Below are 23,108 nucleotides of genomic sequence, written 5' to 3'. Positions count from 1 at the left end.
GTTCATTTCCTCTCTTGATAATTCCCTGAGTCCGTCACCAATCAATTTCAGACAAGCTGCTAAACCACGGCCCCCTGCTCCTGCAGTGTTTTTCGCAGATGCTCAATATCGACTTCACGGGGACTGACAGACTGTTTGAGAGAGAGGCTGGCTGCGGTCCCAGCGGCCTGGCCGGTGGCATAGCACGGCGGAATCACGCGGGCCGAGGCGGCTCCTTCATGGTCTGCCGAGATGGGACGTCCTGCCACCAGGAGATTACTGACCTGTCGCGGCACGAGACAGCGATAGGGAATTTCATAATGATCTGCGTGAATGCCTTCCAGGCGGCCGCGGGGCCCCTGCGGATCATGGATATCGATCGGGTAGGAACACTGGGCGATTCCATCTGCGAACTTGCGTCCCTCAAGTACATCCTGACCGTTGAGCACGTAGTCTCCCAGAATATGTCTCGTTTCTCTCACACCCACCTGACTGCCTGTGGCGAGCAATTGTGTGTTTTCCAGACCGGGACAGTGCGAACGGAAAAAGCGAATCAGATCCCAGGCCTGACGTCGGCTTTCGACTTCGGCGCGAGACAGGTCATCGGGATTCGTTCCATCTATATTCTGAACACGGGTCGTATTCACGCGCCACTGACCGGGTGTCGGCTCGCGATAGATATTCAGAAACTCGCGTTCCAGAGTCCAGTCGCCGGTTTCTCGTGCCTGCTTGACAATACATTCAAACAGACGTTCTCCCGGGTGCAGTTTTTCATGCTCGCGCATCCAGTCAACCACGCGGTCATCATCGACATTGCCGATCGTCAGAAATAACGTGACTGGCATCATCTTGCCATCTTCGCGGCGGCCTACTTCAAAAGGAGCCCCTGCTTTGGCTGCGATGTCTCCATCTCCTGAAGTATCAATGACTACTTTGGGTCGCAGCAGTCCGAGCCCGGCTTTATCAAGAATCACAATATCAGAAATGCGCTCACCGTCCATTATGACATCAACAAATGAAGTATGAAAACGAATTTGTGCGCCGGAATCGCAGACCATTTCCAGTGCTGCCATCTTGAGCGATTCGACGTGAAAAGGTGTCACATTGGCATGCCCCAACTCGATAAAAGAACCCCAGGCGGAACCCGCTTCTGTCGTGGAAGGATCAACGGCGCCCCCCATTGCCACCATGCGATCTATGACTTCCTGAAACAGCCCGGCGACGAGTTGTCGCTTACCATCGGGTGTATAGGACGTCATGAAGGGCCCCACCATCCCGGCCGTCGAAGTTCCACCCAGAAATCCGTAGCGTTCAACGAGAATCGTCGATGCCCCGTTGCGGGCAGCAGCAGAAGCAGCCGCGACACCAGCCGAACCGCCACCGATGACAGCGACATCCACGCTGGCACGCAGCGGAATATCCCAGGTTTTTGTGATGAACTCAGTCTCAATCGTCATGGTTGTTGATCCAGCGGAAGTAAAGAATGCTATGAATGCAAGAGTCAAAATAGCAATCAGCCAACCAGGTCGCAACACAGACTCAAAGCGTTCTGAATTCTGATCCGGGTGAAACACCAGAGTTTTACCTGTAAACCGAGCGCAATGACTCTGTTCTCTGACATCGCTTTGATGATTCTTTTCAGAAGCTCAGGCGGACACTCGTGCGAGTTCGGGAATCGGTTCGCCAAAGGGAAGGATGGCGACGGGACGTCCCTGGAGATCGTGGAGGACATGCTCGTAATCGATGCCCAGATGTCGATAGACGGTTGCCCATAGATCGTTGGGAGTCATCCGCCGTTCAACCGGGTATTCGCCTTTGGGATTGGTCGCACCAATCACCTGGCCTGTGCGCATCCCGCCACCTGATACCAGGACAGACATGGCTTTAGGCCAGTGATCGCGGCCGGGCTGCATGACGCCGGTCTGCGTTCCGCGTTGAACGGAAATTTTAGGAGTCCGACCAAATTCTCCCGTGACCACGAGTAAGACCCGTCGGTCCAGCCCGCGCTGATACAGGTCTTCGATCAGAGCAGAAACGGCCTGGTCATAAGGTGGCAGACGCCAGTCACAATCTTTAAACAGGTGCGCGTTGACCGCATGAGAATCCCAGTTATAGGCGGCTGTTTTCGGTGTGGGCTTACCTGGATAAGGGTGTTCCCAGACCATCGTCACAAAACGGACACCAGATTCTACCAGTCGTCGTCCCAGAATGGCGCGCTGTCCATATGCATTCCAGCCATAACGGTCGCGCAGTTCTTTAGGTTCCTGTGACAGATCGAAGGCACTGCGGACCTTTTCGCTGGTCAGCATATCGATGGCCTGGCGATTGAAACTGTCCATGGCTTCCATGGAGCCGCTCTTGTCCACATCGCGGCGGAATTTATCTATGCCTTTTAACATGGCAATCCGGTCATCCAGTCGCGCTTCCATGGAAGACTTTACGCCGATGTTCTGGACTTTGAAATCCGGATCGCTGGGATTACCGGCGACCATAAACGGCGTTGAGGAGGGTCCCAGATAAGCGGGCCCCATGGCAAATGTATCGATGGAAGCACGGGAGGCATCAACTTCGGAAACACAAACCGGCATTTCGTTGCCGTTTTTCTCGAGCATCTTTTTGACGATGGTACTGACTGCGGGAGCATCATTGATGGTGCCGACAGGAGTGGCAGGAATCCGGCCGGTCATCAGGCGTTTGTGTCCGCCGCCATGGTCTGCGAATTCATGATGAATGGAACGGATCAGGTTGAACTTATCTGCGATTCTGGCGTGCTGGGGGAGCATCTCACAGACATCAAGACCGGGAACATTCGTATGAATCGGTCGGAATTCACCACGATATTCTGCCGGTGCACCAGGCTTCATATCATAGGTTTCCATGTGAGGAGGACCGCCGGGAAGCCAGACGAAAATCACAGAGGTATCTTCGAGTGAATCTCCCATCGCCTTTGCCATGGCCTGCTGGCGCAGCAGATCATTCATTCCAAGTCCCAGCAGGCTCGCCCCGCCGAACTCAAGAAATGTACGACGCTTCATCGGACCTGCGCAGCGACCTGTTCCGGATTTCACACCCATTGCATTCATCCCAATCGGTAAAAAAACTCGATTCGCTTTGAAAACTGGTACACATCAACGTATTGTAATGTATCTTGCATCGTTTAAAATGGAAACACAAGTTCAATTTAAATCAGAAACTTCTGAAATTTGGACTGAATGACGAAAAACGATCGATAAATCCGATTCAGCAGCCAGTTTAGCCCCGTTTTCATTCTATGGGTCTGGACGAGACTGTTTGATTCTGATTTCTCAAGACGGTTGTTTTTACAGCCACAAAACGAACCTTCTGAACCTGAAAGTCCGGGAAGTTTTATGAAATCGCTTTCTCTTTTACTGGTGCAGTTTTTCTGTCTGACTGCTGTCTGCACATCGTATACAGGTTCTGTGGAATCAGCGGAACTGATTGGATACCTTCCCCGACAGGCAAAGAGTATTCATCTGACTGACCCTGATGCCTCGCAACAGCTTCTGGTAACACTGAAAGAAGAACAAACGGGAAGTCAACGGGATGTGACTCGGGAAGTAAAGTATGAGATCATTCCTGCGGGAGTCGCCCAAGTCAGTTCCACCGGTTTTGTGACGCCGCTGTCCGACGGCAGTGCCACGATTACAGCCCGATTGAATGAGAAGCTGGCGGTGAATTTTCCGATCGTGGTTTCTTCCTTCGAAACGCAGCGACCGGTTAATTTTTATAACGATGTAATTCCACAACTGACACGGGGCGGCTGTAACAGCGGTGCCTGTCATGGCACTCCTTCCGGAAAGAATAATTTTCATCTTTCCCTGCTGGGTTTTGAACCAGCCAATGATTTCGAATACCTCACGAAAGAATCATTGGGACGTCGCGTTTCTGCAGCAGCACCGGAAACAAGCTTGCTGCTTCGTAAAGCAACGGGTGAGCTTCCTCACGGTGGCGGAAGTCGCTTTAAAAAGGGAGGCGCAGAATACGAGCTCATTAAGCGCTGGATCCAGGAAGGAATGCATTATGATCCTGAGTCGGGCCCGACTGTCAAACACATCGAAATCTATCCTCAGAATCGTGTGCTCCCGTTACATGCACAGCAGCAGTTGACGGTCACCGCTTACTTTTCAGATGGAACAAAACAGGATATTACCCGTGTCGCGGAGTACAAGCCGAACCAGCCCAAAATGTCTGAAGTAGATCATCATGGACTGGTAACACTCAAAGACATGACGGGCACCACATCCGTCATGGTTCGCTTTCAGGAACATGTTGCCGTTTTCATGGCAACCATTCCTTTAGGAAAGCCGACACCCAACCTGCCTGATCCGACGAACTTCATCGACAAACATATTTTTGCCAAACTGAAAGTCCTGGGACTGCCCCCTTCGGAAAATTGTGATGACTCCACGTTTCTGCGACGCGTCACCCTCGATATGACGGGGAGAATTCCGACACTGGAACAGACCCGCGAGTTTCTAACAGACAACCGTCCTGACAAACGGGCACGAAAAATTGACGAACTGCTGGACAGTCCCGGATACTCTGATCTGTTCGCTGCCAAGTGGGCAGGAATTCTACGCAATAAAGCGGGGGGAAATCTGGAACAGATCGCGCGAGAAACATTCGCATTTCATTCCTGGATCCGCAGCAGTATTTCGAATAACAAACCTTACAATCAATTTGTCACCGAACTGGTGACGGCACGAGGTAAATCGGGAACCAATCCCGCTGTCTCCTGGTACCGGGCTGTGAAAGACCCCAAAGACCAGATGTCTGACATTGCCCAGGTGTTTCTGGGTGTGCGAATTCAGTGCGCTCAGTGTCATCATCATCCTTATGAAAAATGGAGTCAGGATGACTTCTACGGATTTCAGGCCTTCTTCACGACGATTGGTCGAAAAGAAGTCTATAAACTGCCGGAAGACGACACGGTCTATCATAAACGCATGGTTGCCGTTGCGATAAATCCCAATACTGATCGCGAACTGAAACCAACTCCACTGGACGGAGATGCTTTGGACATCCCTGCCCGTCGCGACCCGCGCATTGATCTGGCCAACTGGATTTCTTCCCCGGAGAATCCTTTTTTCGCGAAGATGCTGGTGAACCGCTACTGGAAACATTTCTTCGGCCGCGGTCTGGTCGAACCGGAAGATGACATTCGAGTTACCAACCCGGCGACGCATCCGGAACTGCTTGATGAACTGGCTGCATCATTCGTGAAATCGAATTACGATCTGAAACAGTTGTGCCGCGTAATTTGTAACAGCCGCACTTATCAGTTCAGTTCGTTCCCCAACCAATACAACCAGGATGATGACCAGAACTACGCCCGCTACTATCCAAGACGTCTCTCTGCCGAAATCATGCTCGACGCCATGAATGATGCCGCCGGCGCAAAGAATAACTTCAACCATCAACCTGTGGGAGTTCGTGCGGTGGCGTTACCTGATGACTCCGCGAATGTGGACTCGTTTTTCCTGCGTGTCTTTGGTCGTCCCCAGATGGATACCGCCTGCGAGTGCGAACGCACGGCCAACGCCGACCTGGCACAGAGCCTGCACCTGATCAATTCTGACACGATCCAGAATATTCTGACGACTTCCAACGGCAGAGCCGTTCAAATGGCTCGTGACAAATCAAAAGATGATCGCACCCACATTGCAGAACTCTATTTACTCACCATGTCGAGACAGCCAACACAGGAAGAACTCGATACGGCGCTGGCACACCTCGCTAAAAAACGTCAACAGTCTGCTTCTAAAAATCAGACAGAAGAACAGGCTGTGAAAGAAGCTTACGAGGACATTATCTGGGTGGTTATCAACACCAAAGAATTTTTATTCAACCATTAAACAAAATGAATGATATAAAAATGAAGACGATCAATCGTTTGAGTTTATGTGGCTGTTTCTTCTCAGTGCTGTTGTTTCTGTTACATCAGCAGATGGTTTCCGCACAACTGCCTACCGCTGATCTCAGACAGATCAGGCCGTTTGCAGCATCGGCGGGAAAAACGGTCAAGATGTCAGTCATCGGATCGAATCTGGATGATGCCAGCGAACTTCGGTTTTCGCATCCGGGGATCACGGCCAAACCGGTGATGCTGCCTGCAGATGACATTTACCCGAAACCGCGCATTCAAGGCTCCCAATTTGAAGTCGTCGTTTCAGATGATGTTCCTCCCGGTATCTATGAAGTCCGTGCCGTCTCCTATTTTGGACTGTCCACAGCCCGCCCGTTTGTTGTGGCTCCTGCTGACAGTCAGGAAGTGGATGAGACCGGAAAGAACGAAAGTCGTGAAACAGCCCAGTCTATTGAAGTCAATTCGACTGTGACAGGTAATGTTCCATCCCGAGGCATCGACTGGTATCGGTTTAAAGCAAAAAGGGGACAACGGGTACTCGTCGAACTGGTAGCGGAACGAGTCGATTCCCGCCTGGATGGCCAGATTGTGGTCTATGATTCCGAAGGGCGGGAGATTTCCCGCAATCGGGACTGGTATGGACGCGACCCTTTTCTCGAAATCCAGTCAGAACAGGACCAGGAATATTTCCTGGCGATCTCTGATATCCTTTATCGGGGTGGTTCAGAACATTTTTATCGTCTGAGTATTTCTGATCGACCTCATATTGACTTTGTCTTTCCACCTGCTGGGGAACCCGGATCCCGGAAAGTCTATACTGTTTATGGACGCAACTTACCAGGTGGCAGCCTGGGGAATGCTGTTTCTTTGAATGGACAGAAACTGGAGTCCATCGAAGTAGAAATCCAGCTTCCCGAAGTCGCAACTCCCCCTGCCAGTTTTCAGCCCTGGGAACCTCGGCAGGGAATTCTTAACGGGCATGAATTCCAGTTGGAAAAATCAAATTCCGTCAGCATTGGTTTTGCGACGGCACCAGTTGCCCTGGAATCCGCCGGGCAGAAAGCACAAACTGTAGCAGTTCCCGTCGAAATTGCCGGCCAGTTCATTGAGCCCAATGAAGAGGACGTTTACCAGTTTCAAGCCACTAAAGGAAAAACCTATTGTATTGAAGTCATCGCAGATCGAATGAAATCCAAGGTGGACCCATACCTCGAAATTTACCAGGTCACGAAAACAAAAGAAGGTGATGTCACGCGAAAAAAAGTGGCAGAAAACGATGACCTCCCGTCGTTTTTCAGTACTGACAATAAAGATGCGATTAATTTTGACACCGTGGATGCGGCAGCTTCATTTACAGCAGATGCAGACGGATTATATGAAGTCGTCGTTTTGAATCAGTTCGGCGGTGGCAGCCCGGCCCATATCTATCGGCTGGCGATCAGAGAACCCACGCCTGATTTCCAGGTCTTTGCTTCAACGGAAAGAACGCTGCCCACTAACCGAACCGGTTACTCAGTCACCCCGCTGCTCAGGCGCGGTGCCAACTGGGGAGTCCGAATCGTCGCACCGCGGCAGGACGGTTTTACCGGTGATATCACCATAACTGCAGAAGGTTTGCCACCAGGCGTCACGGCAAAGCCACTTGTCCTCAGTGGTAAAACGGATCGTGGCGTACTGGTACTTGCGGCTGATCCTGCCGCAAAACGCTGGGCAGGCGAAATCAGAATTACAGGTAAAGCCCAGATCAATCATAAAGAGAAAGTCCGCGAAGCGAAGTTTGCCTCCCTGATCTGGGGGCATATCTTCTCAGATTCCATTCGAGTTCGTTCCCGCCTGACAACGCGCATTCCGCTGGCTGTCAATGAAGATGAAGAGGCCCCGGTGGTGATCACACCAGTAGAAGACAAAACCTGGGCCGTGGAGCTGAACCAGAAACTGGAAATTCCGATTCAATTAACCGGCAAGGGATCTCGCAAAGGCAACCTGACGATCGAACCGAACGAGCTGTTTGGCCTGCTCCGACGCCCTCCAACAGTGAATATTGGTGAAAAAGAGACAGAGGGAACGCTGGTGATTGATTTCAAACCTGATGGGAACTTTAAAATCGAACCAGGCCAGTATCAGTTTGCTTTAATGGGGGTGGGCGTTACCCAATATCGCCATAACCTGCCTGCGAGTGAGGCAGCGACTGCCGAAGTAAAACAACTCGATGCGCTCATTGAAGCGATCAAATCAGATGTCGAACTGACTAAATCCGCGGCTGAGAAATCCAAATCGACGCTGGAACAGGTTAAACAGAACGCGGAACAACTGAAGCAGGCACAGGCAGCATATGATACGGCTTTGAAAGCCAACCAGGCTGCTAAAGACCGTCTGAAACGTGCAGAAACCGCCTTAACTCAGGTAACGAACAAAGCGAAGTCAACCGAAAAAAAGGCGGCGGCAGCAGATAACAAATTTGCCGCCTGGTCCAAACTGATCACAGTCAACGTGACTAAGCCTGCTGAGAAAAAATAGTTCTCAAACTGATCTTTCTCAGATATATCATGATCAAGCAGATCGTCATGTCAATTCTGATCTATTTTCGATATCAGTATTCGGTTTTCCATGCTATTCGTTTTGCGAAACGAAACTGTGCCCAACGCTTCGAATCAATTTTCTGACACTGCGACAAATTGTCTTCAGTGGGTTCCTGACTGTGAGTGCCAGGTTCTTTTGCGATTCCACTTACAAGAAAAAGACAGGCATGACCTCCATCTTCGCTGGCATTTCTCCTTATTTTTCAGGAGTTCCCGATTCGCAAATAATAAAGGCGGTATCTCCGGGCACATCGCGAATCCTGTGTTTTCTCTTCTTCTCAGGCTATGAAAGTATATCATATGTCCCGATTCTGGTCTGAATACTTCTAATGTATAGGGACTTTTCCTGCAGGCCAGTAGACAGATAGTATCTGTCTGCTGATAATAGCTTAACAGGTGAAGTGTAGTTAACCTGAGGATTCATCTCCATTTAATGAATGGATTAATCCAGATACCCACTGCCACAGAAGCGTAATTCTGATTGAATACCTCGCAAAACATAATTCTCTGCCTGATTTAATATTGGATAAAACAGTTACCCAATTGAGAGAAGACGATGATGAACGATTCAAAACTTGACCAGATGGTGCAAACAGGTAATCCAGCATTAGATACCATTCTGGAAGGTGGTTTGACGTCCGGTCGGGTCTATTTAGTTGAGGGTGACCCGGGTACGGGCAAAACCACCCTTGCCCTCCAGTTTCTGCTGGAAGGAGCTAAAAATGGAGAGACGGGTTTATACGTCACGCTGTCTGAAACCAAAGAAGAACTCGAGGCGGTTGCCGCTTCGCATGGTTGGAACATGCAAGAGATTGAGGTCTACGAACTGGTTGATTCAAATGAACTGGTTGACTCCAATGCCTCACAGTATTCCATGTTCGAACCTTCCGAAGTGGAATTAAGTAAAACGATCCGCGGGGTACTGGAGCACGTCGAACAGAGTAAACCCACGCGAGTCGCCTTCGATTCACTTTCCGAAATGCGGCTGCTGGCACAGAGTCCTCTTCGCTATCGACGCCAGATACTGGCCCTCAAACACTTCTTCACTGGTCGCAACTGCACGGTGCTGATGCTGGACGATAATACCGCACAGGATGCGGATCAGCAATTGCAAAGTATTGCGCATGGCGTGATTCGCCTGGAACACTTGATGGGAGATTACGGGGGCGAACGTCGTCGCTTGAGAGTGATTAAGCATCGAGGCCAGAAATTTCAGGGAGGCTATCATGACTTTCAGTTGCTGACGGGGGGGCTGAATCTGTTTCCCCGCAAGGGACAGCCACAACCGATTGAGAACGCGAATTTCCCACTTATCTTGAGTGGAAACGATTCATTAGACCAACTGGTGGGCGGCGGTCTCTCCCCCGGAACCAGTACCCTGCTTCTGGGTCCGGCAGGAGTGGGTAAATCATCCACTGCCATGCTGTATGCAATTTCCGCTGCGAGTCGGGGCGAAAAAGCGGTCTTTTTTATCTTTGATGAAACGCGTGAAGTCCTCCTGGAGCGTGCAGCCAGTTTAAATATGCCACTTCAGGAACACCTGGAGTCGGGGAATATTCTTATTCATCAGCTGGATCCCGGTGAATTACTGCCCGGAGAGTTTGCCTGTCAGATTCGAGAAGCGATCCAGCCCAGTGAAGATGGCCGGCGGGTTTCTGTCGTGGTTATCGACAGCCTGAATGGTTATATGAATGCAATGCCTCATGAGCGTTTTCTGATCGTGCAGATGCATGAAATTCTCAAGACTTTGGCCAAGCAGAAAATACTGACATTCCTTGTTGTTGCCCAACATGGGATGCTGGGGCATATGGCTACCCCTGTCGACGCCAGTTACCTGGCAGATGCAGTCATCCTGTTTCGTTATTTTGAAGCGACAGGAGAACTGCGGCAGGCGATTTCCGTGGTAAAAAAACGGACTGGCTCTCATGAGCGCACAATACGTGAATTTCAAATGCGGAATGGTGTCATTCGAGTTGGTTCACCTTTAGACGAATTTCAGGGAATCCTCAGTGGTACCCCCACTTTCACCGGAAAAACCTCAAAGTTACTGGGAAGAGAGCATGAGTAAAGAATCAGTGACAGAGGATTCCGACAGTCTCTGTGTGCTGATTCTGGCTCCGACCCCCAAGGACAATGAATTTTGCGTCCAGGTTCTGGAAGATGCTCGAATTAAAACACGAGTGTGTACCAGTCTGAAAGAACTCTATGAACAGGTCAACCAGGGTCACGCTGCGGTCGCACTGATCGCAGAAGAATACCTGAAAGCTGATCAGAATGGCCTGATACCGGACTTACTGTCAAACCAGCCGGCATGGTCCGATCTTCCCATCGTGGTTTTACTGATCGCCGGTGAGCATGCCTCGCCTTCACTCAATCAGTTACAGGAACTGGGGAACATTACCCTGATTCGGCGTCCGGTTCGGATTGCAGTTTTTATCAATACGATCCGGGCGAAGCTTCGCGACCGGGAACGCCAATACAGTGTGCGCGACCTGCTGAGAGAACGAACCGAAGTCAATCAGAACCTGGAGATTCAGCAAAGACGCTTTTCACTGGCCTTGAAAGCAGGAGGCATGGCTGCCTGGGAACTGCAGAATGAGAAACTGTACTGGTCGGATGCGATTTATGATTTACTGGGATTGCCTCCCGGTGAACCTGTCACACTTGAGCGATTTTATTCCGTGATTCACCCTGAGGATTTACCGAAGTTACAGGAAGTCTGGGAAGCCTCCGTCAGGAAAAATCAGTCTTTTGAAGAAGAATTTCGTATCCTTTACTCTGGCAAAGAACAGAGATGGATGGAGTTGATGGGCGAATCTGTAGAATGGGAACTGGGAAACCCCGGTCATTTCGCCGGCCTGTTCTGGGATATTACAGCGGAAAAAGTTCAGGAGAAACGGGAACAGCGTGCAGCTGAAATTGAACGGTTTCTGAGTGAAGCAACGATGACACTTGCCGCTTCGCTTGATTTTGAAACGACACTGGAAAGCGTCACATCATTATGTGTGCCCACCTTGGGAGACTGGGCGATTCTGGAGTTGATCGGCGATGATCATACCATCAGGCGCATGAAAATTGCTCATTCGGATCCGGGAGCCTCGATTCTGGCAGAGCAGCTGATGCAAACCGACTCCATCCCCTCCTTAAAGGAACGGTCAGCCAATTCACATCTGTTCGGAAACGAAACTATTTTTGTGGAAAACCTGACAGAGGAATTGCTTCAGGAAGTCGTTCCGACACCAGAGCATCTGCCTGTCCTGCGAGAGTTAGGCGCGGAGTCATTGATCGTGGTAGCCCTGGGGATACGCGATCTGCAGTTTGGTGTTTTAACCCTGATTCAAACAGATGCCGCCCATCGACACAAAATCAGTGACTTCAAGACTGCTGAAGAACTGGCACGACGGGCTTCCATCGCGATTGACAATGCCCGGCTGTACAAAATCGGGCAACAGGCGAGCGCTGCTAAAAGTGAATTTGTTGCCAACATGAGTCACGAAATACGCACTCCCATGACAGCAGTTCTCGGCTATGCTGATTTACTTGCCGGTTCAGAAAACGATCCAGAAAAGCTGAAACACCTGCGCATGATACAGAAAAACGGAAGTTTCCTGCTGGATATCATCAATGATATTCTGGATCTTTCCAAAATCGAAGCCGGCAAGATGGAATGCGTGACGGAGTATTTTGCCGCGAATGAGCTGATTGCAGACGTGTACTCGATGATGCATATTCGCGCGGCCGAAAAGAAACTCGATTTCAGTGTCGAATACGCAACAACCATTCCCAGCCAGATCGAAAGCGACCCAAAACGACTGAGACAGATTTTAGTGAACCTGATTGGGAACGCGGTCAAATTCACCTCGGAGGGTTCAATCCGACTTGTCATCTCCTATGATGCATCCGGTGAACCGCCCGCCATTCAGTTTGAAGTGATCGACACAGGTATCGGAATCACAGACGCACAACTTTCCCAGCTTTTCCAGGAATTTTCTCAAGGCGATACTTCCGTGACCCGCGCGTTTGGAGGAACCGGGCTGGGGCTTGCTATCAGTGCGCGACTGGCCCGCATGCTGGGCGGAAGTATTGAAGTTCACAGTAAATCCGGTTCAGGTACCACATTTACCTGCCAAATCACTGCCGGTTTAGTCGAGTCTGCTTCATTGATTCAGCCGCAGAATAAACATAAAACATCGAATGACAAACCAGATTCTCAGGGATCGGCACCTTCTTTATCCTGCAACGTACTGGTCGTGGATGACCGACGTGATATCCGTTATATTGTAAAACAGTTTCTGATCAAATCCGGCGCACAAGTCGAATCGGCCAATGATGGGCTTGAAGCTATCGAACGGATAAAACAGGGAGAAAAATCATACGATATGATTCTGCTGGACATGCAGATGCCTCGGCTGGACGGATACCAGACTGCGGAACGACTGCGCAGCCTCGGCTTTAAGCGACCGATCATTGCACTTACTGCGGACGCGATGCACGGCGATATGACCCGTTGCCTGGCCAGTGGTTGTGATGCTTTTATCAGTAAGCCGATCAATACTAAAGAACTGATTGAAACAGTGGCTCGCTATACGCAATAAAGTTTTCGGATATTTCTTATTCAGAAGTCAGCCAGCCTCAATCTGTTACTTTCTGGATCGCATCACATTGAGCCATAGCGTCTTCCGATCTAGATACTCGATCCCCATAGCCCCGGAGACGCTACAGTAAAAATGGATACAGTCTATACGGCCCAGAACAGCTCGAATTGAGGATTATGGATATAGTCCCCGGGCCAGTTTCGCCTGGGCAACGCGTTCGACCCCCTCAATCATGGCAGCGGTTCGCATATCAAACTGATTCTTCTGGGCGCGATTCAGAGTTCGTCGAAACGCGTCCTGGAGAATCGACTTCAATCGCTGGTTTACTTCATCCAGTGTCCACATATAGTTTTGAGTATCCTGAACCCATTCGAAGTAGGATACGGTCACACCGCCGGCATTTGCCAGAATATCCGGCAGGATAAACACTCCTTTTTCATTAAGCACTTCATCTGCTTCCAATGTCGTCGGGCCATTGGCTCCCTCCGCCAGAAGTTTACATTGAATACGGTCGGCATTCTCCGCAGTGATCTGATTCTGCAGTGCTGCCGGAACCAGAATATCACACTTGAGCTCCAGCAGTTCTTCATTGCTGATGTGATCCCCTTCTGGATAACCTTCCAGAAACCGGTTTTGGGCGACGTATTCCAGCAGTGAAGGGATTGATAACCCGTGCCGATTATAAACGCCGGTTGTGGCATCACTCACGCCAATGAGCTTTACCCCCAGTTCACTCAGGAACAAGGCGGCATGGCTGCCGACATTTCCAAAGCCCTGTACCACGGCCGTGCATTCACTCAGGTTCATTTTCAGGTGTTTCGCCGCTTCCTGGATCAGATAAACCACACCGCGTCCGGTGGCTTCATTTCTGCCGCGGGCTCCCCCCAGTACCAGTGGTTTTCCGGTAACAACTGCAGGAACAGTGTACCCCTTTTCCTGGCTGTAGGTATCCATAATCCAGGCCATGACCCGTTCGTTCGTTCCCATATCGGGAGCCGGAATATCCTTATCAGGACCGATAATCGGGCTGATTTCTGTAGCAAAGCGCCGCGTCAGCCGCTGCAGTTCATGGCTGGTCAACCCGGTCGGATCAATACGAACTCCCCCCTTCGCTCCTCCAAACGGAAGATGCACGAGCGCGCATTTCCAGCTCATCCACATGGCCAGTGCAGAAACTTCCCCCAGGCTGACATCCTGGTGATAACGGATCCCCCCTTTCGTCGGTCCCATCGTCAGAATATGCTGGACTCGATATCCAAAGACGGTCTCCACCTCTGTATAATGATCCCGCCGAAAGGGTAATGTGACCACCAGGGTTCGCTGCGGGAATAACAGCCGCTGCCTGATATTATCATCCAGTCCCATGAACTGAGCCGCTTTCAGAAACTGCCGCTGGGCCAGGCGAAACATGGGAGAATCCCATTCTGCGTCTCGTACCCGGGTCCGTTCAATTGCATATCGCATCGATCGAATCAGTGAAGTTCTGCTGAGTTGCGTCTTCACGAGGTAATCCTGGGCACCGGCCTCGACCGCCTTGGCAGCCAGTTTGACATCATCCAGACCGGTTACAATGACAATAGGAATCGTCGGGGCAAATGAACGAACCCTGATAAATGTATCCAGGTCTTCACTGTCAGGGAGAGTCAGATCGAGGAGCACGACATCTACCGCGGCCGCATCCAGTTGATTCAAACCGGCCTGTAATGTCCCGGCATACTGGAGTTGAAAAAAGGGAGATTTTGATTCTGATAATAAAGTTTTAACCAAGCCGACGTGAATCGGATTATCTTCAATCAGAAGTACTTTTACTGTATTCCCAGATGAAGTATTCATCAGTTATTCCTTTTCTGAGGTAGTTGACTCAATGTGATCGACGACTGCGGGGAGTAATCGCTCGAATTCGCGGTCCAGATTCTCCAATGCCTCCCTGGCTTCGCTCAATTTTTTCTCTTTCCCCATCATTTCCAGCTTTTGAGCCGCTTCTGCAGCAGGATGCGCTTCAAACAGAGCAGCCGAACTTTTCAGCGTGTGGGCGGCGCGCCTGAGCGTCTGCGCGTCATTGTCTTTCAAAGCTTCCCTGATTTCAGACAATAAGCGAGGGGCCTCGGTCAGAAAGATCTGTCCCAGTTCATTAAGCGCTTCAGCGGGAATTTCAGATTTCTCCATCGCCTGCTGCCAGTTAATGACAGGCATTGTGCCTGGTTCGTAGAGTTCCTCTGGTTGCCTTGCCTCTGCCTTGCTGCTTGAATCATCCATGATCTCATCCGCGTCTTTCGATTCAGGAATAATAATTTCTTCGGTGAGAGCATCTGCTGAAGTAAAATGCAGACATTCTTCTATCGTCGAAAACAGTTCTCTGACACGAACCGGTTTGGATACGTAACCATCCATGCCAGCCTCCAGACAACGCTCACGATCTCCCTTCATCGCGTGTGCAGTCATGGCGATGATGGGAACGTGCTCTCCTGTCTCCTGTTCATATTCTCGAATCTGTCGGGTTGCTTCCAGACCATCCATTTCAGGCATCTGTACATCCATCAGAATCAGATCAAACTCACGGTTTTTCCTTTCGTTCACGGCATCGCTGCCATTCAGAACGACTGCAATTTCATGCCCCTGGGGTTTCAGGAGTGCCAGCGCCAGTTTCTGGTTTACCAGGCTGTCTTCTGCCAGCAGAATCTTCAGAGGCGGGATCCTCTGTGCCAGATCAGCAGTCGCTGTTCGCATATCATGCTGTGGCGTCCCGTTCATCCCCAGGGTTTCTGCAATCGAGTTGAACAACTCCGACTGCTTTAATGGCTTAATCAGATGGGCGGCTATTCCCAGCTCTTTACAGCGGGATATTTCTCCCTGGCGGTCGCTGGAAGTAATCATCATGATGACGGCACTGCCCAGTGTGGAATCCTGCTTGATGGCCTTTGCGACAGAAAACCCGTCCATGACAGGCATATTTGCATCAACCAGTACCAGGTCAAAAGGATGCTTTGACTGCTGGCTGGCGTGCATGACATCCAAGGCATCACTGCCGCGATTGATGGATTGAGTCTGCATGTTCCAGCTTCCCAGCATCTCTTCAAGAATCTGGCAATTCGTAAGATTGTCATCCACAATCAGAACCCGTAATCCATCAAGCTCCGCTTTCAACAAAGGTTCGTTTGCAGGCACTTCCTCCTCAGTTAATTCGAAACGGGCCGTAAAATGAAATTCACTTCCTTTGCCGACTTCGCTGTTGACCCAGATCTTTCCCCCCATCATTTCAATCAGGCGCGAGGCAATCGCCAATCCCAGCCCCGTACCACTGAAGCGTCGGGCCATCGATTCATCAACCTGTTCGAAAGCCTGGAAGATCTGCTGTTGTTTGTCCTCAGGGATCCCGATTCCGGTATCGCGGACAACAAAATGCAGTTGCAGTTCATTTTTTGACTGGAAGTCGTAGTTCACGTCCAGAACAATTTCGCCTTCCTCAGTAAATTTAATGGCATTACCGACCAGGTTGACAATAATCTGACGCAATCGGAAACGATCACCGACGATCGTATCCGGGACATCTGCATCAAGGTGGAAGGCGAGTTCCAGGTGCTTGTGATGAGCACGGACTGCGAGAGACCTCATGGTATCTCCCAGGTTTTCCCGCAGGTGGAACGGCGCTTTCTCAAGATCAAATCGCCCCGCTTCGATTTTCGAGAAATCAAGAATATCGTTAATCACCGAAAGTAATGATTCCCCCGATTCCTGCACCATCGTCAGATATTCACGTTGAGTGGAATTCAGGTCCGTATCGAGCAGCAGTTCCGTCATCCCGATCACGGCATTCATCGGTGTGCGAATTTCGTGACTCATCGTAGCCAGAAATGCACTTTTCGCGCGACTGGCAGCTTCAGCAGCTTCTTTTGCCTGTCTTAATTCTTCCTCTGCCTGTTTTTCTACCGTAATATCATGAATAAATGCGGCAAACAGAAAGCCGCTCCCCTGGGGAACCGGTGTGATGGTTAGTTCCACGGGAAATTCATGACCATCGCGGTGCATGGCTGATAGCTCCAGACGTTTGTTGAGAAAGGGACCTTCGCCTGATCGTAAATAATGCTCAATACCATGCGTATGCTGCAGCCAGTAACGTTCAGGAATGATCGTCTCTTCCAGAGAACGTCCTATCGCTTCTGCATAAGACCAGCCAAATGTCACCTCCGCCTGTTCGTTCCACTCACAAATAAGACTCTTCTCATTGATGGCAATGTATGATTCATGAGTCGTCGCCAGAATCGCCCGGTTCTTTTCGTCTCTTGACTGCAGTTCCTCCTGGTTGGCACGAGACTCCGTAATATCCCGCATTACAATGACGCCGCCTCGTAACTCACCGCGATCGTTTCTGAGAGGCCGGGCGGTCACACTGATCCAGGTCCCCTCCGGGATATCCGGATTTTCGAGATACAGCACAACTTCATCCAGCGACTCTCCCCGCATCGCGCGGGCCAGAGGCAGATCCCGGGAGGGACACATGGTTTTGCCGTCTGCCAGGTAGCATCCATAAATCTGCGACCACTTGTCAGGATCCACATTCTGCGGACCAATACCTACTATCTGCTCGGCGGCCGGATTCCAGAATACGGAATTTCCATCCTGGTCAGCAACAATCACACCATCGCCCATACTGTCCAGGATCGATTGCAGAATCTGCGACTGCCGCCTGAGCTGCTTCTGTGAAGCTTTTAGCTCAGCCGTGCGTTGTTCAATCCGGTCTTCCAGTTCTTCTCGAGAGGCAGACAGTTCCTCTGCCATATGATTAAACGCTGCCCCCAACATGCCCACTTCATCTGAAGAAGAGATGGGAACCCGGACATCCAGGTTCCCTTTCGCAATTTTGGAAGCGGAAGTAGCCAGCCCCAAAACAGGCCGGGTAAAGCGACGTGCAACGAGAAACGAAACAGCCATGCCGAAAAACATCAGCCCCACCTGCAGTAGCAGCAGCACTTTGCGCAAATAGGTCACAGGCGCGTAAGCTTCCTCCAGGCTGATTTTGGCAATCATGCCCCAGGGCGCTTCCAGATCTGGTTGATAATCAACCGGGCGATAAGAGACCAGTACCCGATCGCCGCTGTAATTCAAAACTTCTGATCCACTCTCGTCCTGCAGTGCTTTTGCCATCGCCGGCACATCAGAAATCGGCACCGACCAGACTTCACTGTCGCGTGGCTGAAACAGATAGCGAACATGATCTCCCTGCTGGGTCGCAACCAGTAAGTCCCCTGTCTTCTGCAAGCCAACGCGATTCGTCAGTATCTCTTTGAGCGGGGTCACATCCAACCAGACCATGAGGACCCCCAGCAGGTTTCCTGCTTCAGAGTTCATCGGTGCGACCAGGTAAGTGAGATAACGGCCGTCGACTTCCTGAGGCAGATCCAGGCGTGGATGCTCTTTTCCTTCCAGAAAACCAGGATCACCGGCATAGGTTTTACTCAAATAAGCATCATTGGTCGCAGTAATCACGGTTCCCTGCGGATTGACAATCCACAGATCACGAAAGCTCGATGAACTTCCAAATTTTGTGTCCTCCAGAATTCGCTGCGATTGCTCGCGAAACGAATTCAGATCAATTTCTCCCCCGTTGAACTCCTGAATCAATTCATGCAGGCTGGTCCGATTTGTCACCAGAGCAGCACGTTCTAACTGCTGCTTCACATATTCTTCGAAGAGCGCTGCCCGATCTGTGACAACCAGTTGCAGACGGAGGTGAATATTGTCATGAATAATATCACGCGCGAGAACATAGGCCAGATGCCCGAGAATCCCGCCGCTCAATACGACGACAGCTGCAACGAACAGAGTATTCTTTAACAAAAGTGATCGCCAGAATGAAGGCGGTTCATTTGTGAAAGTATGCTGCTTTGCTACGGGAGCAACTTGAGCTCGATCAGTGGAAGCGCACATGGAGCTGATCCTTCCTGGCACATAACGATACCTGCGCCTCGGGTGCACGGCTCTTCTCCAGCCCCTCTCCCGGTGCAGCAATTTCTTTGCAATCGTCAGTCGACTTCAATCTGCAATTTGTTGCATCGTATGCGTTTACATATATTCTATGCAGTAAACTCTGCTTTGGAAATGGGTTGTTTAAAAGTTCGAAAAGATCTCCCGGACTTTCATCAAAAAAATGATCGATTTTAAGGAATCGACTGATGTCACATGGCATTGAAGCGGTTTGTTTCTGAATCTGCCTGGTCTCAGTATTTGAGCCAGAACACAACAATTCCACTGCCATAAAACCCGGCATACGTGAACAGCTTCAAGATCGCAGAAAGACAGATTCCTCTGAACTTTTCTTTGGAAAGCTGTGCTTCCAGCAGTCCCGGCGGAAGTGCCCCGATCGGACCAGCCAGAAAGGCCCATTCAAAAACCAGGCTCAAACGTCGGCATAACAGAAAATACAGAATTGAAATGCCAGCGAAGATCAACAGTGGCAGATAATCACGCCAGAGGGAACGCTGATTCGATCTTCGAAACTGGACGACTGCCAGAACAGGATCGAAGGCAATATACAGACAGAGAGGCCAGGTAAAAACGAACTCCCCAGTCCAGGCACTGATCCAGGTAGTCCCCAGCGCACCACAGATAAAAGCGAGGGTTCGATAACAGACTGTCCAGGTTAATAACCGAAGCTCAACACGAACCAGACTGGCCGGGATCAATGCGATCAGCAGACTCGCCAGCAGCAATCCCGTGGACCAGCAAAACCAGTTCCAGAGCCAGGCCTGGGAAGGCAGGTCAAAGGCATACTCTGGTTCGACGGAAAGAATCTCTCCCGCCCAGTCCACATATCGTTCCTGGGGGATCTCATCAACACGCAATGTCTGTTGCTGAGTTGGCAGTAATTCAGGCTTCCCGACATAGATACAGGCCGCCCGCGACTGATTGCGAACATAAACACAACCACGATGCAGAATCGGAGGCGTCCAGGTCAATTCGCCTGTCAGAACAGAACAGCGCGCCAGAATATCACATTCCTCCGGATTGATTCTTAATAAAATCAGTTCACCACGCTCGTTGAGCAAAATCAGTTTGTCGTCGGCAACGATGATCCCTGCCTGACCAATCTCGTCCGAAGTATCATTGGTGGAGCGTTCCGGTCTGCCTGAACCCTGCTCCCATAATTCGTTTCCCGTCAGAAAGTCAATGCAGCGGAATTTTCCCCGCGAAGGTCGTTGCGTTTTTGACTGCTGATCAAAAATATCAAAACCATAGATCTGATCCCCCACAAGGACACTCGAAAGAACGTCATTCGCTAAGATCCTGGAACGCCAGATCGTTTTAAGTGTGGCCCCTTTTTCAAACTCTGCGGGGATTTCGAACAATTGAGAGCCCGACCTGAAGGGAGCCGCAATCCATAGATATGGCTCCCGATAGAGTGGCCAGGACGAATGTTCGTCGTATCCTTCAGAAAGATCATGTTCCAGAAGTAATTCACCGGTTTTGAGATCGTGAAGTACCAGTGCATTCTCCAGGTAACCCACGATCAGTTTTCGTCCATTTCGTACAATGGGCATAGCCGGCGTATAACTGGCTGGTTGACTTCCTGCCTGCCAGGCTGTCTTTCCATCCTCCAGATGCAAGGCGACCAGGCTTGCCCCGGGACCTCCGACAGGCATTACGACCAGTTGATCGACGACCGTAGGCGAACAGGCATAACCAAAGCCGATCCCCCCATCCCCTTTGAATTCTGTGACGAGATTGCGCGACCAGATTAATTTTCCAGTGTCTGCATTCAGGCAACCAACCAGCCCGCTGGGACCGGCAAACAACAGACGCCCCTCTGCCAGTGTGGGAGTGGCACGCGGTCCCGGGTAGACTCCCGCCAGTTCGTAAGGCCAGTCATACCAGTGCTTCCAGATTTCTGTTCCCGAACGGGCATCCAGACAATAGACATACTGCCCCTGCAGGTTCTGTCCCTGGGTATAGACCCGATTTCCTCGCGCAACAAAAGCAGAGTACCCCTGGCCCAGTTCTTTGACCCACAGCACCGGCGGCCCCGCGGTGGGCCAGGTATCCGCGATATGGATCTCAGGGGAATGTGCATCAAAATGAAGTCCCCTGACCGCAGGCCAACCTGCCTCTTTGACATCAGCCGGTAGAAATGGACTGGGAACAATTGTCTGTGCATATAAAGATCCGGGAGAAGTCAGCAAAGATAAAATCAACAGCAGCCAGGCTGCCTGATACAGCTGGGCGATAATCCCTCGCGCAGGGGGTGATGGCACATTTGTCACAGGCTGTTCATTCAATATCGAAGCGATTCAGAATCTTAATTCAGAAATGTCAGGAACCGGCTGCCGAAAGTTTAGAGAGTGCCTCAAGTGCCTCGACCGGAACGGTCATGGACGAATCCAGTGATTTCAAGGCATGCACAACAGGCGTCAGTGTGTCTCTCAAATCCTCGTTATCAGAAGCCAGGTGATGTAAAACAAAACAGGCACCATCTCTGAACTCCGCGGGATCTTTGATTAATGCATGCAAAACCTCCGGCACGGCCTTTTCATTCAATGCGATCAATGCATCGCCGGCCACCCATTTCACACTGGTATCATCTGTTAAAGCTTCTACTAAAGCAGGTACTGCATCCGGGTCGCAGATGGCTTCAAGCGATTTGGCTGCTTCCCAGCGCCGCATTTCGGAAGCACTTCCCAATGCTTCCGCCAATGCAGGGACCGCTGGCTTGCCGAGTTTAGTCAAACTCTTCCGAGCGGACTGGCGTAACTCACTGTCTGAACTGTCAAGCTGACTGATCCATTCAGCAACTTGAGGATCTGCGATATCTGTCTGAGTTGGTTTATCGGTCATCACCGTTTCTCCTGTTGATTAGACAGTTAAAATACTGAAAACGACAACAAGCGGTATTATACCATTTTTCGAATCAAATTACACGATTCTTTCCAGTTTGGATTCGAATACGAATCTACCAGAATCCATCACCGTCTCACAGTTTGCAATGATTGCTGTATCCCAGTCGACTCATTACAATCAGGCAGATGGTGAATTGATAAGAATAATCGTACGCTGACAATGAAATCCGGTAAACGGTATGCCACATCGATTGAACAGACTTCTGGTTTTTCCGCTCCTGCTTCTTGCGATCAGTCTTCCACTGCGTTGGGGGCACAGCCATGAAAGACTTCTGGGACAACAACTGGCTCAACACATACAGTTGTTCCACCCTCCTTTTCAAAATCAGTCACTCCCCTCTGGCTGGCATTCACACCCTCTCTTCCCCGGTGTTGTCCTGGAAGACCACGGCCATTCAATCGTCTTCAACAATTCGTCTGCCAGCGGATTTCAGTCACCTGTTGAGCGCGTGCATCCTGACCTTAAGCCTGTTGATCCGGGCATTCCTGATTTTTCAGACCTCACCCTGCTTCAGCGTAATCGTCTCAAAAGCCAGGCTTACAAAGTATGCAGCACGCAGACTTATCTGTATCTTCAGATTCTGCTCATTTAAAGCTGCGTAAATCACGAGCAGATATTACAAACCCACAACTGAATTTTTCTGTAATCCACCCACTTCAAGGAACTCCCAAAATGAATTTGAACATAAAACTGATCATTTCCGTCTGTTTCACCCTGTTGGTCGGCATAACACTGGCATTCAACTCGTCTTCTTCCGTGCAGGCAGAACCGGCCAATGGCAAGAAAGATGCAGGCGAACCGGTTGAGCCGGATATGCACGAGTTTATGGAGTACGTTTTTCAACCCACTTACAAACGACTCAAACAGGCGATGGCTGCAGAACCTGCCGACAGAAGTGCCTGGAAAACGATCAAAGCCGACTCTCTGATTCTCGCAGAAGGGGGCAATCTTTTACTTCTGCATGATCCTGAAAAAAAACGTAAAGAATGGGACGCCCACAGTATTGAGGTCCGTAAAGCAGGTGGTTTGCTTTATAAATCAGCGAAAGCAAAAGATTTTAAAGCAGCTCAACTGCACTATCAATCCATGCTGAAAAACTGCAATGCCTGTCATCAACAGTTTGCAGGCGGCAAGCATCAGCTGAAACCCTGATCTCAAGACCTGTCCCAGATATGTCAT

12 protein-coding genes are annotated in these 23,108 nt (G+C 50.4%); 6 read left to right on the top strand and 6 right to left on the bottom strand.

The window, feature by feature from the left end; all coding sequences use genetic code 11:
- Window positions 1–59: 59 nt before the first annotated feature.
- Window positions 60–1,436, bottom strand: coding sequence for an FAD-dependent oxidoreductase (locus GmarT_RS08075; protein ID WP_149302527.1), 1,377 nt, complete (start codon window positions 1,434–1,436; stop codon window positions 60–62).
- Window positions 1,437–1,625: 189 nt separating this feature from the next.
- On the bottom strand, window positions 1,626–3,014 hold the full coding sequence (locus GmarT_RS08070; protein WP_230682354.1) for a DUF1501 domain-containing protein: 1,389 nt from the start codon (window positions 3,012–3,014) through the stop codon (window positions 1,626–1,628).
- A 333-nt stretch (window positions 3,015–3,347) separates the two neighbouring features.
- Here GmarT_RS08070 and GmarT_RS08065 point away from each other — a divergent pair, with 333 nt between their 5' ends.
- The 4 genes from GmarT_RS08065 to GmarT_RS08050 all read left to right on the top strand — a co-directional run bounded on the left by GmarT_RS08065 (window position 3,348) and on the right by GmarT_RS08050 (window position 13,040).
- The gene (locus GmarT_RS08065) at window positions 3,348–5,855 is read left to right on the top strand and encodes a DUF1549 domain-containing protein (protein ID WP_002647825.1); all 2,508 of its coding nucleotides are present in this window, start codon (window positions 3,348–3,350) and stop codon (window positions 5,853–5,855) included.
- Between the two features lie 20 nt (window positions 5,856–5,875).
- Complete coding sequence (locus GmarT_RS08060; protein ID WP_044239102.1) at window positions 5,876–8,383, top strand: hypothetical protein; 2,508 nt, start codon at window positions 5,876–5,878, stop codon at window positions 8,381–8,383.
- A gap of 621 nt (window positions 8,384–9,004) precedes the next feature.
- Window positions 9,005–10,513, top strand: a complete 1,509-nt coding sequence (locus tag GmarT_RS08055) for an ATPase domain-containing protein (protein ID WP_002647828.1) — start codon at window positions 9,005–9,007, stop codon at window positions 10,511–10,513.
- On the top strand, window positions 10,506–13,040 hold the full coding sequence (locus GmarT_RS08050) for a response regulator (RefSeq protein WP_002647829.1): 2,535 nt from the start codon (window positions 10,506–10,508) through the stop codon (window positions 13,038–13,040). The genes GmarT_RS08055 and GmarT_RS08050 overlap by 8 nt, the downstream gene beginning before the upstream one ends.
- A gap of 174 nt (window positions 13,041–13,214) precedes the next feature.
- Here GmarT_RS08050 and GmarT_RS08045 read toward each other — a convergent pair whose 3' ends face one another.
- The 4 genes from GmarT_RS08045 to GmarT_RS08030 all read right to left on the bottom strand — a co-directional run bounded on the left by GmarT_RS08045 (window position 13,215) and on the right by GmarT_RS08030 (window position 21,866).
- Window positions 13,215–14,873, bottom strand: coding sequence for a Glu/Leu/Phe/Val dehydrogenase dimerization domain-containing protein (locus tag GmarT_RS08045; RefSeq protein WP_002647830.1), 1,659 nt, complete (start codon window positions 14,871–14,873; stop codon window positions 13,215–13,217).
- Between the two features lie 3 nt (window positions 14,874–14,876).
- The gene (locus tag GmarT_RS08040; RefSeq protein WP_002647831.1) at window positions 14,877–18,965 is read right to left on the bottom strand and encodes a response regulator; all 4,089 of its coding nucleotides are present in this window, start codon (window positions 18,963–18,965) and stop codon (window positions 14,877–14,879) included.
- Window positions 18,966–19,255: 290 nt separating this feature from the next.
- Window positions 19,256–21,295, bottom strand: coding sequence for an outer membrane protein assembly factor BamB family protein (locus GmarT_RS08035; protein WP_157158973.1), 2,040 nt, complete (start codon window positions 21,293–21,295; stop codon window positions 19,256–19,258).
- Between the two features lie 49 nt (window positions 21,296–21,344).
- Entirely contained in the window at window positions 21,345–21,866 is a 522-nt protein-coding gene (locus GmarT_RS08030; protein ID WP_002647834.1) for a HEAT repeat domain-containing protein, read from the bottom strand.
- 241 nt (window positions 21,867–22,107) lie between these two features.
- Between GmarT_RS08030 and GmarT_RS08025 the strand changes: the two genes are divergently transcribed.
- Both GmarT_RS08025 and GmarT_RS08020 read left to right on the top strand, forming a co-directional pair.
- Window positions 22,108–22,521, top strand: coding sequence for a hypothetical protein (locus GmarT_RS08025; protein ID WP_002647835.1), 414 nt, complete (start codon window positions 22,108–22,110; stop codon window positions 22,519–22,521).
- 80 nt (window positions 22,522–22,601) lie between these two features.
- The gene (locus GmarT_RS08020; RefSeq protein ID WP_002647836.1) at window positions 22,602–23,081 is read left to right on the top strand and encodes a hypothetical protein; all 480 of its coding nucleotides are present in this window, start codon (window positions 22,602–22,604) and stop codon (window positions 23,079–23,081) included.
- Window positions 23,082–23,108: the final 27 nt, after the last annotated feature.

The sequence above is a fragment of the Gimesia maris genome (assembly GCF_008298035.1).
GTDB classification, from domain to species: Bacteria; Planctomycetota; Planctomycetia; order Planctomycetales; family Planctomycetaceae; genus Gimesia; species Gimesia maris.
The sequence above is the reverse complement of the archived record's forward strand: the minus strand, read 5'-3'. Positions and strand labels throughout refer to the sequence as shown.

What these genes read in the sequence shown, in the direction of transcription:
- GmarT_RS08075 (WP_149302527.1), bottom strand. Translation starts at nt 1,436, where the DNA reads ATGACGATTGAGACTGAGTTCATCACAAAAACCTGGGATATTCCGCTG.
- GmarT_RS08070 (WP_230682354.1), bottom strand. Translation starts at nt 3,014, where the DNA reads ATGAAGCGTCGTACATTTCTTGAGTTCGGCGGGGCGAGCCTGCTGGGA.
- GmarT_RS08065 (WP_002647825.1), top strand. Translation starts at nt 3,348, where the DNA reads ATGAAATCGCTTTCTCTTTTACTGGTGCAGTTTTTCTGTCTGACTGCT.
- GmarT_RS08060 (WP_044239102.1), top strand. Translation starts at nt 5,876, where the DNA reads ATGAAGACGATCAATCGTTTGAGTTTATGTGGCTGTTTCTTCTCAGTG.
- GmarT_RS08055 (WP_002647828.1), top strand. Translation starts at nt 9,005, where the DNA reads ATGAACGATTCAAAACTTGACCAGATGGTGCAAACAGGTAATCCAGCA.
- GmarT_RS08050 (WP_002647829.1), top strand. Translation starts at nt 10,506, where the DNA reads ATGAGTAAAGAATCAGTGACAGAGGATTCCGACAGTCTCTGTGTGCTG.
- GmarT_RS08045 (WP_002647830.1), bottom strand. Translation starts at nt 14,873, where the DNA reads ATGAATACTTCATCTGGGAATACAGTAAAAGTACTTCTGATTGAAGAT.
- GmarT_RS08040 (WP_002647831.1), bottom strand. Translation starts at nt 18,965, where the DNA reads ATGTGCGCTTCCACTGATCGAGCTCAAGTTGCTCCCGTAGCAAAGCAG.
- GmarT_RS08030 (WP_002647834.1), bottom strand. Translation starts at nt 21,866, where the DNA reads ATGACCGATAAACCAACTCAGACAGATATCGCAGATCCTCAAGTTGCT.
- GmarT_RS08025 (WP_002647835.1), top strand. Translation starts at nt 22,108, where the DNA reads ATGCCACATCGATTGAACAGACTTCTGGTTTTTCCGCTCCTGCTTCTT.
- GmarT_RS08020 (WP_002647836.1), top strand. Translation starts at nt 22,602, where the DNA reads ATGAATTTGAACATAAAACTGATCATTTCCGTCTGTTTCACCCTGTTG.